This window comes from Spirosoma endophyticum, assembly GCF_900112365.1.
Classification (GTDB): Bacteria; Bacteroidota; Bacteroidia; order Cytophagales; family Spirosomataceae; genus Spirosoma; species Spirosoma endophyticum.
In genome coordinates, this window is the sequence record NZ_FOLQ01000011.1 from 64,037 (window position 1) to 81,147 (window position 17,111).

The window sequence follows — 17,111 nt, forward strand, 5'->3', positions numbered from 1 at the left end:
CCATGACTAACTGAATGTGAATGGAAACAAAAGAAGAAATTTGGGAGTTGCGACTTTATGTCGCCGGCAATACACCCAAGTCCCAAACGGCCCTTACGAACCTGAAAAAATACTGTGAGGAATATCTGAAAGATAAATATGTCATTGAGGTCATCGATCTATTGGTGAAGCCACAACTGGCCGAAGGTGACCAGATTTTTGCGGTGCCAACGTTGGTGAAAAAAGTACCTGAACCAATTCGCAAGATTATTGGGGATCTATCGAATAAGGAAAAAGTATTAGTAGGATTGAATATTCGTCCGGCCATTAAATAGATGAGCGAGCCATCACTACAAGAGGACGTTGATCCGGATGGCGAAGGCCAGCACTACGTTTTACATTTATTTGTAACCGGGGCCTCTTTAAATTCAACGCGGGCAATCACGAATATCAAGCATATTTGTGAGCAATATCTTCCAGGCAACTACTCCCTGGAAATAATAGATGTGTATCAGCAAAAAGCGTTGGCAGAACAGGAACAGCTTATCGCGCTGCCCTTACTGATCAAACGGTTTCCCTTACCTGAACGACGATTGATTGGTGACCTGTCGGACACGGGTAAAGTACTTAATGGATTGGGACTTTCTAGGTGAAAAGAATGAACGGGGCTAAAACATATGAGCAACTGGTAGCCGAGAATGAAAGTTTGCGCTGGCAACTCGACGAAGTAACCGAAACAATGCAGGCGATACGTACTGGCCAGATTGATGCATTGGTTGTTCAGGGTGCAGACGGACACGAGCTTTATACGCTGAAAACGGCCGATCATACTTACCGGGTTTTTATTGAATCAATGAATGAGGGAGCGGTAACGCTGAATCAGGAAGGGCTTATTTTATACTGCAACTCAACCTTTGCCTCCATGGTTGAGTTGCCCTTATCGAAAGTTATTAGTTTATCGTTCGACCAGTTTGTTGATCGTGCTGATAAAGCCGCTTTTGACGCTCTGTTTGAAGGAGGCTGGAAAGAAGACCGTAAAATTGAACTTACGATTAATGGGAAGACTGGTAAATCAGTACCGTGCCAGCTTTCGATGACGGCGCTGGAACTGGACGGAGGGATCTGTATGAGTATGATTCTGACTGATCTGACGGTGCAGAAACAAACACAACGATTACTGAAAGCAAATAACGAACAGCTCGCCCAAACCAATGCTGCGCTGGAAGTCAGTAATTTGGCATTGAATCGGTCAAATAGTAATCTACAGCAGTTTGCCTATGTCGCCAGCCATGACTTGCAGGAACCGTTACGTAAAATTCAAGCCTTTGGTGACTTGTTGAGGGCTCAATATGGTGCTCAGCTGGATGGCGGTGTCGATTATATAGACCGAATGCAGTCGGCGGCCAGTCGCATGTCGATTCTGATTAAAGATCTATTGTCCTTTTCCCGCATATCTACCCAGCAGGAAAATGCTGTTCTCGTTCCTCTGACTCAAGTTATAACCCCTGTTCTGGGCGATCTGGAGATGGTTATCGAAGAATCAGGTGCCGTCGTTGAGATAGATGAGCTGCCTACTGTGCTGGGTGACCCATCGCAACTCGGTCAACTCTTTCAGAATTTGATTAGCAATGCGCTTAAGTTTCGTAGGCCGGATATTCCCCCAGGCATTCGTATACATTCGGAACTAGTAGCGGCTGCGGACCTGCCATCTTCGATAAAGCCCGCCCAACTGGCTGCCGCTTACTACCGAATCGACGTAGCAGACAATGGCATTGGCTTCGATGAAAAATATGTAGACCGGATTTTTCAGGTCTTTCAGCGATTACACGGCAGAAATGAATTTGCCGGAACGGGTGTTGGTCTAGCCATCTGCCAGAAAGTAGTACTCAATCATGGCGGAGCGATCACCGCTCATAGCCATCCAGGCGAAGGTACTACGTTCCAGGTGTATTTACCCGCAGAGACTAATTAACTGTCGTTTCGGTATCTGACGTCGAGCAACGTAACGGTTTCAAACCAATAGTTTCGTAAGTTAATCAGGTAAGTTTTCCATTCAGGATAGCTGAAGGGTTTAACTGTAAAAGACGACGCTCCAAATGCGTATGCTTGCTCAACCAGCTTAAGGGTTTTGCTGGCCGACAGCATTACGACGGGTAATAAACGTCCTTTGGGGTGAGCCCGTAGTAAGGCCAGAAAATCTAATCCATCAACCTTATCTTGTAGATCAATATCCAGCAAAACGATTTTTGGTCCTCTCCCTTCTAAATCGTTGATGTATGTTTTGGCAGCTTCAAAACTTTGAACCTGAATAAACGAAGCTTCGGGAAAGCTCGTCTGGGCGGCCCGACTCAAAATATCAGCAATTTGTGGATCGTCATCAACTACTAAAATGGGAAACGAAGAGTTCGGCATAGACTTCTATGAATGAACGTAGTGGTTTTTGGGAGAGCCAGTCAGTCCGACAAATTTACTTAATTCTATGGAAAAAATTATGCCAAAACCCACTCGCTTACCTGATCGTAAGCCGGGATGGTGGATAGGTCGGGGAACCTTACTGTTTCTATTTATCTGGATTTCTGTTGATCTGTTTGTGTCACAACCACATAGCATCCGGGAGTTCGATCCGACGGAGGTCGCCCAGCTTGAAACAGCCATGTGGCGGTCATATTATGATAGGAAACCCGTGCTTTTATTCTGGCAGTTAGCCAGCGGTTTACGTCAACAATTTCATGCACCCTTCTGGCGATCGTTCACGTTGGGATTTCAGGCAACCAAAGCCGCTTTTGTTTTCAAAAAAGGAACGTCCCAGCTTGAGTATCAAAAGACACTACCCGATTTAATAACCTATTATGAAGCCATTCAGAAGCTTAGTACCGATTCATTTAACGTATCGAAAGTGGCTAATCTGGAGCTCGAATGGTGGATTGTTCACCGCCAGCGTGAACGATACTCGTATAACGATCTGGCCAATGCGCTCGGCCAGACAAGTGCTGCTTTGTATGATCAACCTGCCGCATCATTTGCTACCTACGGTCGGTTGCGGGCCGATGCCATGCGCTTATGCGATGAGGTACGTCGTCACCCGGGTGGCGCTACCGAAGCCGACTGGCAACGGATCAACCGGGAGCTGGAGCAGGCCTGGGGATCGCTACATGAAGTTGTTCGGGTCCCAAGGCTATAACCATGCATTGGGTTCGTTGTGTACCTTTGAGTACGAATTCAATTGGAATCTATGAAATACAAGAAACACATTTTCATCTGTACAAATCAGAAAGCTGCGCCTAAAAAATCCTGTGGCGAAGCCCACGGCAACGAATTGGTCGATGCGTTTAAAGCGGCTCTCGCCGAACGTGGCCTGCTCAAAGAAATGCGGGCTCAAAAAACGGGTTGCCTGGATGCCTGTGCGTTTGGGCCAGCCTTGGTCGTTTATCCGGAAGGAACGTATTACGGCAATGTGCAACTCGCCGACGTGGCCGAAATTGTTGATAGCCATCTGGTGAATGACCAACCGGTTGAGCGGCTTAAACTGAACTATTAAGTCGTTAGTTATCAGTCGTCAGTCAATAGTGGTTGGTATAAACAGTGTACAGTAACTATTGACTGACGACCAACGACTTCTCATCATGTACAAACACCTCTTTTTCGACCTCGATCACACACTTTGGGACTTCGACCGGAATTCGGCGGAGTGTATCGCCGAGCTTTTCGATACGTTCCAACTGGCCGACCTGGGTATTCTATCGGCCGCAGAATTCAGTCGTCATTTCATCGCCATAAATCGCCAGCTCTGGGCCGACTATGACAAGAATCTCATCGAGCACGGCTACATTCGGAAACATCGGTTTCCGATGGTTTTCCGGGCGTTGGGGGTGGATGAGTCGGCCGTTCACGTTGATCTGAATGCCGAATATCTACGGCTGCTGCCCCGAAAATCGCATTTGCTGGACTCCGCCAGAGACGTACTCGATTACCTGAAAGGACGCTACACCATGCACATTATCACCAATGGTTTTGCTGAAATTCAGGCAACTAAGATGGAGAGTTCCGAAATTGCTCATTACTTTACGCATGTTATTACGAGCGAAAATGCAAATGCTAAGAAGCCAGATCCATTGGTCTTCCAGTATGCGATGGAAATCAGTGGCACGAATGCAAATGAGAGTTTAATGATCGGTGATAATTACGAGGCTGACATTCTCGGGGCCAAAAGCGTACGTTTAGACACCGTCTTTTATAACCCGGAGGGCGTAGTCGTGGATGATAAACCCACCTACGATATTCGCCACTGGACGGAATTAATGACAATTTTGTAATCTAGCCGAAATAAGCAATTTCAGTCTCTTTATGAAGCGCTTTGTCTGCCTCTCTTCCATTTGCTGGGTAATGCCTTTTTTCCTGTACAGTCAGTCAATAAGGGTGGATGTGTGCGTATATGGCGGTACATCGGCAGGTGTCATTGCGGCTTATTCGGCGAAAAAATCGGGTAAAACGGTTGTGTTAATTGAGCCGGGGCGGCATCTGGGTGGTATGTCGTCGGGTGGGCTGGGCGCGACTGATATCGGTAATAAACAAGCCATTACGGGGCTGTCGCGAGATTTTTACCGACGTATTGGCCGGCATTATGGTAAGGCTGAGCAATGGACGTTTGAGCCCCATGTTGCCGAGGCTATTTTCAAACAGTATCTTAAAGAAGCAGGCATTGAGCCATTGTACACGTATCGGATTACTTCTGCCGACATTGCTGACAATAAAATAAAGGCGATCAAGCTTGAGCCGGTGCCGACACAATGGTACGAAAAGGGTAAGCAATCAGGAACGCCGTCAACCAAGCTCATCGAGGCCAAACAATTCATCGACTGTTCTTATGAAGGCGACCTGATGGCTAAAGCGGGCGTAGCGTACACTGTAGGCCGGGAAGCTGCCAGTCAATACAATGAACCACTTAATGGAGTTCAATTTCGCGATAAACACCAGTTTCCGGATGGCGTTGATCCGTACAAGATTCCTGGAAAACCCGAGAGTGGGCTGCTGTGGGGCATTGGTACCCAGACACTGGCATCGAATGGCACGGCTGACCAGACGGTGCAAGCGTATAATTTCCGCCTGTGCCTGACCGACGACCCCGCCAACCGGGTTCTAATAACTCGTCCTGATGGCTACGACTCAACGAAATACGAATTATTGCTACGTCAGATTGCCAAAAAGATGCCTAAAGAGTTGACGTGGAATCTGATGCATTTTGTAATGATGCCCAATCACAAAACAGACATCAATAACTGCGGAGGTTTTTCGACCGATATGATTGGGGCAAATTATGAGTATCCTAACGCTGACTACGTCCGGCGGGATCAAATTATCCAGGAGCATGCTCAGTACACAAAAGGGCTGTTTTATTTTATCGGCCACGATCCACGAATGCCCAAACATCTGCGCGACGAAATGCTGCAATGGGGCTATCCGAAAGACGAATATACCGATAACGCCAACTTTTCGCCCCAGCTTTACATTCGGGAAGGGCGCCGATTAGTGGGTGAGTACGTAATGACACAAGCGAATTGCGAGGGCAAAGTTACGGTGCCTGATGCCGTCGGGATGGCGGCTTACACCATGGATTCGCACAACTGCCAGCGGATGGTCGTAGACGGAGTGGTGAGAAATGAAGGTGACGTACAGGTTGGGGGCTTTCCACCTTATCCGGTTAGTTATCGGGCTATTATTCCAAAGAAGGGTAGTATACAAAACCTGTTGGTACCCGTTTGCCTGTCGGCGAGCCACATCGCTTATGGATCAATTCGAATGGAACCGGTTTTTATGGTGCTGGGTCAGTCAGCCGCGCAGGCAGCCTGTCTGGCCATTGACGATAACAAAGCGGTACAGGCTATAGACGTACCAAAACTACAGCGATTGATTCAGGCGCAGAGTGCTCAATTGATGAAGTGATTTTTTGTTATGCTGAAACGCCAGCCCGGTGACGAAGGAAGCATTTTCGTTAGCTGAGAGTTACAGTCCCTAAAAATATTCATTGCTTTCCCGAAGATGCTTCCTTCGGCACCGGGCTGGCGTTCCAGCATGACAAAATTCATATGCAACTTACCAATTCAACGGCCATTGTAACCGGAGGAGCATCCGGCTTAGGTGAGGCAACGACCCGTTTGCTGGTGTCGAACGGGGCCAACGTAGTGATTCTGGATTTAAACGACGAACGTGGCAACGCACTGGCTGAGGAGTTAGGGGCGAATGTCCGGTTTCATAGAACTAACGTAACCGATGAAACGGATGTACAGGCGGCAATTAATCTGGCCATCGAAACCTTCGGTGGGTTACACATTAACGTCAATTGTGCGGGCGTTGCCGAAGCCCGAAAAACGGTTGGTAAAGTAGATGGTGCGTATGGAGCGCACTCGCTGGCGGCTTTTCAGAAAGTCATTTCCATTAACCTGATCGGTACGTTCAACGTAATACGACTGGCCGCTTTGGCCATGGAACACAACGAGCCCACTAGTGATGAGGTATTTAAAGGTGAACGCGGAGTAATTATCAACACAGCCTCCGTGGCAGCCTACGATGGGCAAATAGGGCAAGCCGCTTATTCGGCCTCGAAAGGTGGTATTGTTGGGATGACGCTGCCCATTGCGCGTGACCTGGCTCGCTCGGGCATTCGGGTCATGACCATTGCCCCCGGCCTGTTCGAGACGCCCCTGCTGGCCAGTTTACCCGAAGACGCCCGTCTGTCTCTGGGACAACAGGTACCTTTTCCGTCGCGGTTGGGTCGACCCACTGAATATGCACTGCTGGTTAAGAGCATCATCGAAAATCCGATGCTGAACGGTGAAGTCATACGTCTGGACGGTGCTATTCGGATGGCCCCCAGATAGCCACTTACATTGTCATACAGGCCAAAAAAGAGTCGCTCGATCGAGCGACTCTTTTTGTAGTTCTATCAACAAGGTTAATTAAAATGTAAAGTTCAGCCGACCAAACAGGAATCGACCATTCTGACCGAACTGAGATGTATTCCTTGAATATACGAACTGATTTGAGTTTGATAAATCTACCGTTGAAGCGGCTGACCCGTAAATAATAGTTCCATTAGCTTCCACGCCCGTTGGTCGTTTAGCTGTTACAGGACCATAGTTTTTGTCCGGGTAAATATCAAAGATATTATTAGCCCCGACTACCAGCTTCAGAATAGGCGTGATTTGATAACCAACAGAAAGATCAGTGATTACGCGTCCGCCCCAGGTTGGATGCTCGTTTTCGACAGCTCTCCCATTCACAACAATTGCTCCGATTATACCATCTCCATTCACATCAACGGTGTTTGGGTCGGTCACTTTACCGAAGTACACGTTTCTCAGGAAGAAATCAAATTTGTTCATACTCAGGGTATGGCTCAGGTTAAATTTAACCCTTGGCACTGCCTGCTCTAAATAAATTCTGTTTGCTTCGGAGTAATAGTTATTGATCTGACCATTATCGACCAGAATTTTAGACGCTTTGATATCACCAATCTGCTTGGTTTGCGAAACCGTACCGGCTAAATCACTTTTCAACGAAACGCCCTGACCGAGTGTAGCTCGGTGTGAAATCACAAGGTCAATACCTTTTGATTGGGTGTCAATTGCATTCGTAAAGAACGTAGCAGCTGTAGCATTTGCCTGATCGAACAACTGTTGTAGCACAAGAGCCGAACCAGTTACTGTACCGCTTGGCCTTGCGAATTGATCGGTTAGCACCACTCGGTCATTAATGCGTACAAAATAACCATCAGCGGTAATTGTCAGATTGGCACTCGGTATTTTAGCCGTAAAGCCAGCACTAACACTCCTGGATTCCTCCTGTTTCAATTTCGGAATACCCAGCAACTCTGCGGGTCTGGACGTATTACTGAACGTACCCACTTCAAAAGGAACCCCGCCTACAAACTGAGTAGAGGTTGAGTTAAAGTAAATCTGAGCCAGCGAAGGTGCGCGGAATCCGGTTGAAGCTGCTCCGCGAATATTAATGTTGTTGGTCAGTTTATAACGGGTTGCCAGTTTGAAATTGGTCGTACTTCCGAAATCCGAGTAATTCTCGAAACGGATAGCGCCTTCTAACAACCATTTGTCTGTTACGTCTAACTCACCATCGGCATAGACCGCCATGCTCTGGCGGTTGGCATCTTTTGTCGCAGCCTCATTCTCAGGCCTGAACCCAGGGAATACCTGTGAACCACCCGGACGAGCATTACCGAAGAAATCAGAAGGAGCTACCTGCGTTGCCGTAGTAATTACTCTTCCGTTTACATCGTACCTGGCCCACGAGTTTTCGTCTCCAGCTTTAATCCGGTAACTTTCAAAACGACCCTCTGCCCCGAAGGCGAAATTCAAACCTGCCAGCACATCGAATTTGCGGCTCAAATCAAGGTTGATTGTGTTTTGTTTGAAGTTCAATCCACCTGCTTTAAACACAGTCGGCGACTTATCTAACAACGTAGCGTTTACCGTATTCTCCACACCATAATTGAAGGAGTTTGAGCCGAACGTATTGCTCAGGTCATAATTAAATGAACCGAGTTTTCCCCGGAAACCGGCTGCGAACGATCCATCAATAATTTCGGAATGAATTTCGGGCAAGAAACCATTGATGAAAATGCCGGTATAAGCACGTGCCTGATTAGGCGTTCTGAAGAAACCAGCCGCATCACCTGTCCGGCGGCCGTAGCCACCAAAGGCGTAGAATTCGTGATTTTCGTTGATTGGAATAGCTGAATTTGCGAAAAACTGAATGCTTTGTAAATTCGACTGACCTACACGCATACTGAAATCGCTTCGTTGCAAGCCACGGGCGGCCAGTTCATTATCTGTTACGTCGGTAGCCAGAATTGACTGTAAACCAGTAAGGGTGGTTGCTCCGGCAATGCTTGCCTGCGTAGCTGGATCAAAATACGAGACACCCAAAGCTCCTCTTTTGATCGCTGCAAGATCCGTAGGCAACGTATTTACATTGCCACCCGCTTGTAACGTTCTGTATTCGATAGCATTGTAGCGGTTTATCAAACTTGCCGTATTTGGCATTGCACGACTTGTTGAATTCCTCATTTGCGCCGAGCCGGTGAGGTTTATGAACCCTGCTTTACCAATACGAACGCCGTAGTTGGCATCAACCTGGACGTTGCCGCCGTCCATGCCACCTTTGAAGTTATTGGAACCTTGCGAGAAGTTACCACCACCATAAACTGATAGTGCTAATTTACCGGTGGCTTCTTTCATTTTTACGTTGATAATACCGGCAATAGCATCAGAACCATACTGGGCTGAGGCACCATCACGCAAAACTTCGATGCGATCTATAGCATAGGCAGGAATTGCATTTAAATCAGTACCTACAGAACCACGGCCTGGCGTGCCATTCACGTTTACCAGGGACGATGTGTGTCTTCTTTTACCATTTAACAGCACCAGTACCTGGTCAGGGCCTAAACCACGTAATTGCGCAGGGTCAATGTGGTCAGTACCATCCGCCACTGTTGTCGTGTTAGAGGTGAAGGAAGGCGCCACCATGTTCATAATTTGATTCAGGTTGTTCTGCGGAGCCTGGGTTGTTAGCTGCTGAACACTGATAATATCAACAGGAACAGGACTTTCTGTTTTTACGCGACCTGCACTTCTTGTTCCTGTTACAACTACTTCTGATAATGAAGCCGTCGATTCTGTAAGGGCAACATCTACTGTTGTATTTTCATTGCCGCTAATAGTTACATTAACTGTTTGATTAGTATAACCAACAAACGTAACGCGAAGGGTGTAGCTGCCTGGAGCTAGGTTTAGCGTATAATCACCATTTGAATCGGCGGTCGTACCCGCTTTGGCATTCGTGACGGCGATTGTTGCTCCTGGAATACCAGCCTTGGTGACGGCATCTGTTATCCGGCCCCGAACGCCCTGGGAAAATACCGCAGTCAGGGTGAGCAACCATAGAGCTCCACTCAGCAGAAAACGGTTCAATATGTACTGGTTGTCCATAAAAAATAAAGTTAATAAGCGCGCAAGTTAAGTTAAAATTCAGTAACTGTAAGAATAGCTGCTATATTATTTGGTTTAAGTCTACTTTCACCGAATATAGGTGCCAGATTCCGCTAGTTTGACGTATCTTCACCTTAATGGTCACTTACAGGCCTACTGGCCTTGTCGGTTCTTCATCTTTTCGGATAAACAAAAAGGCCTGTGTGATGAACACAGGCCTTTTTGTATTTATTCGCGAAACTTACTGCACCGAAACCAGTTCTATATCGAATCGTAATGGGGCATAAGGAGGAATAACCGAACGGCCATCCGAACCATAGCCAAGTCTAGAGGGAAACACAATAATCGCTTGCTCACCTACTTTGAGTTTCGCCAAGCCTTCACTAAAGCCAGGGACAAAGTTTCCTAAAGCGCCAGAATATGTCCCCGTACCTGTACTGTCAAAGGCAGATGCAGAACGCAATAATTTACCTTTATAACGTATTACAAGCGTTTGACCGCTGGCTGGTGTGGCTCCTGTGGAGTTCGTAACTGTTTTGACGATTCGAAGGCCGGTCGTGCTTACCTCTGAAGGTGTTAGTTTATTTGCCGTCAGATACTCATTAATTTGTTGATCTTCCGTTCGGACTCGCTTCAAGGTAACGTCAACTCGAACAGGCGTATTGGGCGGAACAGCCCCATTTGTAGTCCCCGTTCTACCGAAAGCATAAATAGAAGGCAATAAAATGGTGGCTTGCTCGCCCTCATGCATACGTAGTAACCCTTCTGTTATACCCGGATTAGTGGCTACAATATAGGAGTAACTGGATTTGGTGGCATAGGTCGAATCAACAAATCGCTCTGTCACGGCCGTTGTGCTGCTACTGCGCGACAACGCATAAAATGTAGAATTATATTCGACTTCCAGGCCATTCGCAGGACTTACTGAGGAAGAGCCGGGTTTAGTCGATACATAATATACGCCTGTTGAGGTCAACGTCCCTGATAGTCCTTTGGTGGTGGCATAATTAAGAATATCTGCTTCGTCCGATTGAAAAATTTCCTGGTCGGTGAGGCCGACGTCATCTGTGTGACAGGCCGCCATTGTGCTAAGCAACAATGCGCCAAAAATGAATGATTGAAGTTTATGCATGAAAATAGGAAAACAAATTGTACTACGCTTATTGACCCACACATGTGGCAAAGCGATGGAATGTTAAGCGGATTATTTTTCTGACACAGCCTCATTCAACGGTGTCTAATGAACAAAAAACAGGTTTAAGCAATCTAGTTAATCTGTTTAATTACGACCAACGCTCTTCTATTATTATGTTGATTAGTAAGTGATTGCTTACTTATCTGGCGTTTGCTTTTACTGCGCCGAAATTAACTCGATGTCATACCGAATGGGTGTATAAGGAGGAACAACAAAATTTTCGGCCTGGCCACCAAGGCCCTTGTCTTTATAGCCTATTGAGGACGGGAAAATCAGCGTTGCTTTTTCACCTACTTTAAGTTTCGCCAATCCTTCGTTGAATCCGGCCATGAGCGATTTTGCCAGAGCCGTGGTAATTGTACTCCCTGTACTATCGAACGGAATGGAAGCTCGTAATAGCTTACCTGTCGCTCGTATGGTGAGTGTCTGGTTTGCCTGTGGGTAATCTACAGCGGAACTAGTGACTGTTTTGATAAACCGCAAACCACTCGATGTTGTCTCTGTGACCGTTAATTTGTTCGCTGCTACGTATTCATTAATCTGCTGATCTTCTGTTCGGACTCGCTTCAACGTAACATCATACCGAACGGCTGAATTGGCTGGAACAGGTGGGCTTGGACTGACTACATTGCCGAAAGCCAGGTTAGAAGGTACCAACAAAGTCGCCTGGTCACCCTCATTCATCTTCAATAATCCCTCCTCCAATCCAGCCTTAAGTATACCGGAAAAATAAGGGATGAAAACAGAGTTCACGCTGTTGGTCGAATCAACCTTCGTGTCGGTCACAATGGCTGAATTGCTGACACTGCGGGTCAATGTATATAAGGTATACGTAAATTCAAGTTCCTGGCCTATGGCCGGTGCCACAGGTGTTGCCGTCGATGAAGTGGCTTTCGTCACGACATAATATAATCCCGTTGTCGTTAGCGACCCTGACAGCCCCTTGGTGGTGGCATAGTTCGTAATGTCTTCTCTGTTGGACTGCAGTACCGCGGGGTCTGCATCGGGATCAACATTTTCCTTGCTACAGGAAGTCATCCCGCCAATCAGCAGTAGGCCTAGAATGAATAAATGAAGGTTACTCATGAAAAATTAGCGTACTAAAAAGATATAAACACTACGCTTACGGACTCACCCTTGTGGCAAAGCGTTGTGATGGCCATTCACGTTTACAGGCATCAGGGTTGTAATACCTGGTCAATAATATGAATTACACCATTGGACATTGGCAGGTCAGTCTGCTTTATGGTAGCGGACGTTTGGTTTTTATTGCCTTTAACCGTCGTCTGACTTGATGTTACAGTCAGGGTAAATCTATTGCTATTATACAGAGAGGTAAGCGTACCCGTTTGTAACTGGTTGGAAAATAACAAACCCGACGTAGCGTGATACAGCAACGTATTGGAGAGCGTTTGCGCATCCGCTGATTCAATTGCCGAGATCGTATTGTAGCGACTATCGGCTTTAAACGCAGCATCGTTTGGGGCGAAAATGGTTACGTTATTGGTTGTGTTGCTTAGTGAGGCTACTAAGGTAGGATTGCTCGTGGTAATACGTTTGATGGCAGCTGCCAAAAAAGTCAGGTTAGCATTGCTCTGAATGGTCATCAGCAAATTACCGGTCGAAGGGGTCAACACACGATTAATCGTATGAATGTAGCCATTCGCTACAGCTATGTTCGTTCTCGTTAGTTTCGCATTATTGACATAAATCGGTCCGTTGCTGGTATTTGTAACGAATGCGATGCCTTTGCTGGCCATTTCTACGGATTTTTGACCCGTCGGAATCTGCGTCGACTGAACGGCGCCATACAATACGTGGTAGAGAACCAGATTACGTACCTGATCTCTCGACATATTTAAAATAGCTGGAATGCTGATGCCTGATGCCTGAAAGGCGGAATCGGTTGGCGCAAACAGCGTCAGATTCCCGGCTTTCAGTGCGTCACTTACACCCCCATAAACGACGGCGGCCTTAAGTATAGTGAATTGGCTATCCTCCTGAACCCGATCGGTAATGGTTTGAGGCATGGCAACGGTATCATCATTCTTTTTACAACCAAGCGAAATGAGTGTCAGCAACATAATCACTGAAACCCGACTCAGAAGCAATGAAAACGAATTAGTCATAGTAACGTAAAAGATGAAATATCAGGTTTGTACCCTCAGAACGTAGCGAACCCGTTTATGTTTTCTCCCGACAAAGATACGACAGATAGTTAGTGCGTTCGTATGACCCAGTTATACTAGCCTAAAACCCCTGCCTGGCTACCTGTTTACGGGATAAATCCAAAAGCTGTGCGCTGTTTTTATTGTTAGTTAAGGGTTTGCCGGGTGATTGTGTTAGTTTTGTAAGATTAATTCTTAAATACTGTTAAAACTCCCCCACTGGGATGAAGGAACACATTGACCCAAGCAATCTGCCTCAGCATATAGCCGTTATCATGGACGGAAACGGACGCTGGGCGAAGCGGCAGGGACTTGCGCGGGTGCTCGGCCATAAAAATGCCATTAAGGCCGTGCGTGAGGTAACAGAAGGGTGCGCTGAGCTAGGTATAAAGTACCTTACACTCTACGCTTTTTCAACCGAAAACTGGAATCGTCCAAAATATGAAGTTGATACGTTGATGACGTTGCTGGTGCATACGATTCGGGGGGAGATTAAAACATTGATGGATAACAATGTCCGGCTGGGAACCATTGGTAATATTGAAAGCCTGCCCACCGATTGTCGGAATGAACTGGCCGAAGCTATCCGCGCAACCGAGGCCAACACGGGTTTGACGCTCTTGCTGGCGCTCAGCTACAGTGGCCGCTGGGAAATTCTGGAAGCCGCTCGTCAACTGGCAGCCAAAGTGCGCGATGGGATACTGACGCCAGATCAGATTGACGAAACCATGTTTGGACAACACCTTACGACGGGTGGTATTCCCGATCCCGAGTTAATGATTCGTACCAGTGGCGAAATGCGTATCAGTAATTTTATGCTCTGGCAACTGGCTTATTGCGAACTGTATATGCCCGATGTGCTTTGGCCTGATTTTCGCAAAAATCATCTTTACGAAGCTATTTTGAATTACCAGCAGCGCGAACGCCGATTTGGCAAAATCAGCGAACAATTAGTAAAATAAGATGAAGCCGGGATTTAGGTTCAGTATTGGATAAATACGTTGTATAGATTACAACTATTTGACCCTGAACGGAATCCTGATGATTATTTAAATACCACAAACTTGGAACACCGTATAAAAGTCATATTGGGAGCCGTTTGCCTGCTCGTTGGCCTGTTACCTGCTCATATTCGGGCGCAGGTACGCGTGGGCGTTGGCGCCGGCCGAGCTACAGAAGCTCCGCTCAGCACCGACGAGCTACTTAATTATGCAAGTCCTAAAGAATATGAAATTGCCGGGCTAACCGTAACAGGAACCCGCTACCTTGATCCTAACTCGCTGGTTTCGCTAGCTGGCCTTAAAATTGGCGATAAGATACGTATTCCGGGAGAGGCTGTTGGCTCGTCGGTACGTAAACTAATGGAATCGGGTTTATTAGACAACGTTGAACTGTTTGCTACCCATGCAGGCGAAGGTAAAATATCGCTTACGTTTCGGGCGCAGGAGCGGCCCCGCCTGTATCGGGTTAGCTTTGGGGGCGTCAAAAAAGGCGAGCAGGACAATTTGAAAGAAAAAGTAAAACTCAATCTGGGTAAAATCGTGACCAACACGATTACGAAAAATACCCAGATGGCTGTTCGTAAGTTCTTCGTAGACAAAGGGTACCTAAACACGAAAGTTAAAATAACGACCATCCCTGATAGTACCCGCAACAACGCAACCATGCGGGTGTTAGTCGACAAAGGCCAGAAAGTTAAGATTGCAAAGATCAATTTCGAGGGCCTGAATGAAGTTGACGAGTCGGCTGTGCGGATGAAGATGAAAAGTACGAAGGAGATGCGCTTCGGTCGGGTATTTTCGCCCTCGAAATTCGTTCCTAAAAAGTACGAAGAAGATAAACAGAAGCTACTTGAATACTACAACAAGCTTGGCTTTCGAGACATCGCCATCGAGCATGATACGATTATTAATGACGGGGCACGGGCCATTACGCTTAATATAAAATTGAGCGAAGGCCATAAATACTATTACCGCAACATTGATTTCTCCGGTAATTACCTGTATACCGCAGCTCAGCTTCGTTCGGTACTGGGTGTAACTAAAGGCGACGTATATAACCCGGAGGATTTGGAAAAACGCATGAACGGTAATCCGGGTCAGGACTTAAGTTCGCAATACATGGACCTTGGGTATCTGTACTATAATGCGCAACCCATTGAAAAGTCCATTGAAGGAGATTCCATCGACCTGGAAATACGTATTTTTGAAGGAAAGCAAGCCACCATTAACCGGGTTATTCTAAACGGTAATACAAAAACCAGTGACCACGTAGTGATGCGTACGGTTCGGACGCTGCCTGGTCAGAAATTTTCTAAAACGGCTTTAATACGTACCCAGCGAGAACTGGCTACGCTTGGTTATTTTGACCCTGAAAAAATCGGGATCAACCCCGTTCCGCAGGCCGATGGCACGGTGGACATCGAGTACACAGTTGAAGAAAAACCGTCTGATCAGATCGAATTGTCGGGTGGTTGGGGTGGCTACGTAGGATTTGTAGGAACGCTGGGCTTGACGTTTAATAACTTCTCGGCCCGCAACATACCAAACCTGAAAGCATGGAAACCACTGCCTGCGGGCGACGGTCAGCGAGTACAGCTACGTTTCCAGGCGAATGGATCGCAATATCAGGTATACTCGCTGTCGTTTACGGAACCCTGGCTTGGTGGACGCAAGCCGAATGCGTTATCGGTTAGTGCCAGCCACACAGTTTATAAGACGTTCTACGATGCAAACAATCCAGCCAGTATTTATCAAAGTTTGCAGGGCCGGACGCCAACGGGCTCGTATACCAATACAGCTTTCACAGTAGGTTTGGGACGGCAGCTTAAAATTCCGGATGATTATTTTAGCCTCAGTAACTCGATTTCCTATCAGCGCTATGATTTGAACAACCTCGATTTGTTTTATATCGGCTACAAAGACGGAATTTCTAATAACCTTACGTTCAATACTACGCTGTCGCGTAACAGTATTGACAATCCGCAGTTTCCTCGTAATGGATCGTCATTTACGTTGAGTGGTTCGTTTACACCGCCTTACTCGGCCTGGCGTACCACGACCGCAACCGAGGCTCCAAAGGATAAGTACAAGTTTGTCGAGTATCACAAATGGATGTTCGATGCCAGCTGGTTCCAGACGGTGTTTGGGAAACTGGTCCTGAACACCCGCGCTCACATGGGTTTCCTGGGAAGCTACAACTCACGTACCACGATTGGACCATTTGAACGCTTTGTATTGGGTGGTTCGGGTCTGGCTGGACAAGGGCAGTTTGCACTGGCGCAAGACATTATTGGTCTGCGTGGTTATGATGATCGGAGTGTTTACACCGCTGATTATGACCGCGCTGTCGATCAACAGTCTCGAAGCCAGGGTGGAGTTGTGTATAACAAATTCGTAGCTGAACTTCGTTATCCCGTTTCACTGAATCCGTCGGCCACTATTTTCGTGCTGACGTTTCTGGAGGCCGGTAATAACTGGGGTAGTTATAAGCAGTATAACCCCTTTGATCTAAAGCGTTCAGCAGGTTTCGGAGCCCGGATATTTATGCCCGCTTTTGGTTTGATTGGTATTGACTATGGCTACGGCTTCGACAAGATACCGGGTGTGAAAGACAAGGCATCGGGCCAGTTCCACTTCACTATTGGGCAGCAGTTTAGATAAGATTTAGGAATGCCGGACGTTTTAATATATTAGTCAGGTACGATAAGGATTTGAATTGATCAAGTCCTTATCACATTTGACAATCAATTACTTCCTGCAAAAA

Annotated in this window: 15 protein-coding genes; 10 read left to right on the top strand and 5 right to left on the bottom strand. The window is 46.8% G+C overall.

The annotated features are described in order from the left end of the window. The first annotated feature begins 20 nt into the window (after window positions 1-20). The 3 genes from BM202_RS23370 to BM202_RS38765 are packed head-to-tail and all read left to right on the top strand — an operon-like array spanning window position 21 to window position 1,951. Window positions 21-314 carry a circadian clock KaiB family protein gene (locus BM202_RS23370; RefSeq protein ID WP_093830685.1) on the top strand — a complete coding sequence of 98 codons (294 nt, stop codon included), beginning with the start codon at window positions 21-23 and terminating at the stop codon, window positions 312-314. Next, window positions 315-632, top strand: a complete 318-nt coding sequence (locus tag BM202_RS23375; RefSeq protein WP_093830687.1) for a circadian clock KaiB family protein — start codon at window positions 315-317, stop codon at window positions 630-632. Between the two features lie 5 nt (window positions 633-637). After that, a complete protein-coding gene (locus tag BM202_RS38765) occupies window positions 638-1,951 on the top strand; it encodes a sensor histidine kinase (protein ID WP_093830689.1) in 1,314 nt (437 codons plus the stop codon). Here the strand turns inward: BM202_RS38765 and BM202_RS23385 are convergent. Next, a complete protein-coding gene (locus BM202_RS23385; RefSeq protein WP_093830691.1) occupies window positions 1,948-2,391 on the bottom strand; it encodes a response regulator in 444 nt (147 codons plus the stop codon). The genes BM202_RS38765 and BM202_RS23385 overlap by 4 nt on opposite strands. Before the next feature lie 67 nt (window positions 2,392-2,458). Between BM202_RS23385 and BM202_RS23390 the strand changes: the two genes are divergently transcribed. From BM202_RS23390 to BM202_RS23410, 5 genes are all read left to right on the top strand, one after another. Next, window positions 2,459-3,160 carry a hypothetical protein gene (locus BM202_RS23390; RefSeq protein WP_093830693.1) on the top strand — a complete coding sequence of 234 codons (702 nt, stop codon included), beginning with the start codon at window positions 2,459-2,461 and terminating at the stop codon, window positions 3,158-3,160. Between the two features lie 51 nt (window positions 3,161-3,211). Continuing rightward, complete coding sequence (locus tag BM202_RS23395) at window positions 3,212-3,517, top strand: (2Fe-2S) ferredoxin domain-containing protein (protein ID WP_093830695.1); 306 nt, start codon at window positions 3,212-3,214, stop codon at window positions 3,515-3,517. An 85-nt stretch (window positions 3,518-3,602) separates the two neighbouring features. Then, a complete protein-coding gene (locus BM202_RS23400; RefSeq protein WP_093830697.1) occupies window positions 3,603-4,292 on the top strand; it encodes a YjjG family noncanonical pyrimidine nucleotidase in 690 nt (229 codons plus the stop codon). Between the two features lie 31 nt (window positions 4,293-4,323). Then, window positions 4,324-5,919 carry an FAD-dependent oxidoreductase gene (locus BM202_RS23405; protein WP_093830699.1) on the top strand — a complete coding sequence of 532 codons (1,596 nt, stop codon included), beginning with the start codon at window positions 4,324-4,326 and terminating at the stop codon, window positions 5,917-5,919. A 143-nt stretch (window positions 5,920-6,062) separates the two neighbouring features. Next, window positions 6,063-6,854, top strand: a complete 792-nt coding sequence (locus BM202_RS23410) for a 3-hydroxyacyl-CoA dehydrogenase (protein WP_093830701.1) — start codon at window positions 6,063-6,065, stop codon at window positions 6,852-6,854. Window positions 6,855-6,932: 78 nt separating this feature from the next. Here BM202_RS23410 and BM202_RS23415 read toward each other — a convergent pair whose 3' ends face one another. The 4 genes from BM202_RS23415 to BM202_RS23430 all read right to left on the bottom strand — a co-directional run bounded on the left by BM202_RS23415 (window position 6,933) and on the right by BM202_RS23430 (window position 13,307). Beyond that, entirely contained in the window at window positions 6,933-9,983 is a 3,051-nt protein-coding gene (locus BM202_RS23415; protein ID WP_093830703.1) for a TonB-dependent receptor, read from the bottom strand. 241 nt (window positions 9,984-10,224) lie between these two features. Beyond that, window positions 10,225-11,115: an FKBP-type peptidyl-prolyl cis-trans isomerase gene (locus tag BM202_RS23420; protein WP_093830705.1), complete on the bottom strand. Its 891-nt coding sequence runs from the start codon at window positions 11,113-11,115 to the stop codon at window positions 10,225-10,227. A 219-nt stretch (window positions 11,116-11,334) separates the two neighbouring features. Beyond that, entirely contained in the window at window positions 11,335-12,264 is a 930-nt protein-coding gene (locus tag BM202_RS23425; protein ID WP_093830707.1) for an FKBP-type peptidyl-prolyl cis-trans isomerase, read from the bottom strand. Between the two features lie 92 nt (window positions 12,265-12,356). After that, window positions 12,357-13,307, bottom strand: a complete 951-nt coding sequence (locus BM202_RS23430; RefSeq protein WP_093830709.1) for a fasciclin domain-containing protein — start codon at window positions 13,305-13,307, stop codon at window positions 12,357-12,359. A 263-nt stretch (window positions 13,308-13,570) separates the two neighbouring features. Here BM202_RS23430 and BM202_RS23435 point away from each other — a divergent pair, with 263 nt between their 5' ends. Together BM202_RS23435 and bamA are read left to right on the top strand one after the other, a co-directional pair. After that, window positions 13,571-14,308, top strand: coding sequence for an isoprenyl transferase (locus tag BM202_RS23435; RefSeq protein ID WP_093830711.1), 738 nt, complete (start codon window positions 13,571-13,573; stop codon window positions 14,306-14,308). Window positions 14,309-14,410: 102 nt separating this feature from the next. Continuing rightward, window positions 14,411-17,008, top strand: coding sequence for an outer membrane protein assembly factor BamA (gene bamA, locus BM202_RS23440; RefSeq protein WP_093830713.1), 2,598 nt, complete (start codon window positions 14,411-14,413; stop codon window positions 17,006-17,008). The last annotated feature ends 103 nt before the right edge of the window (window positions 17,009-17,111 follow it).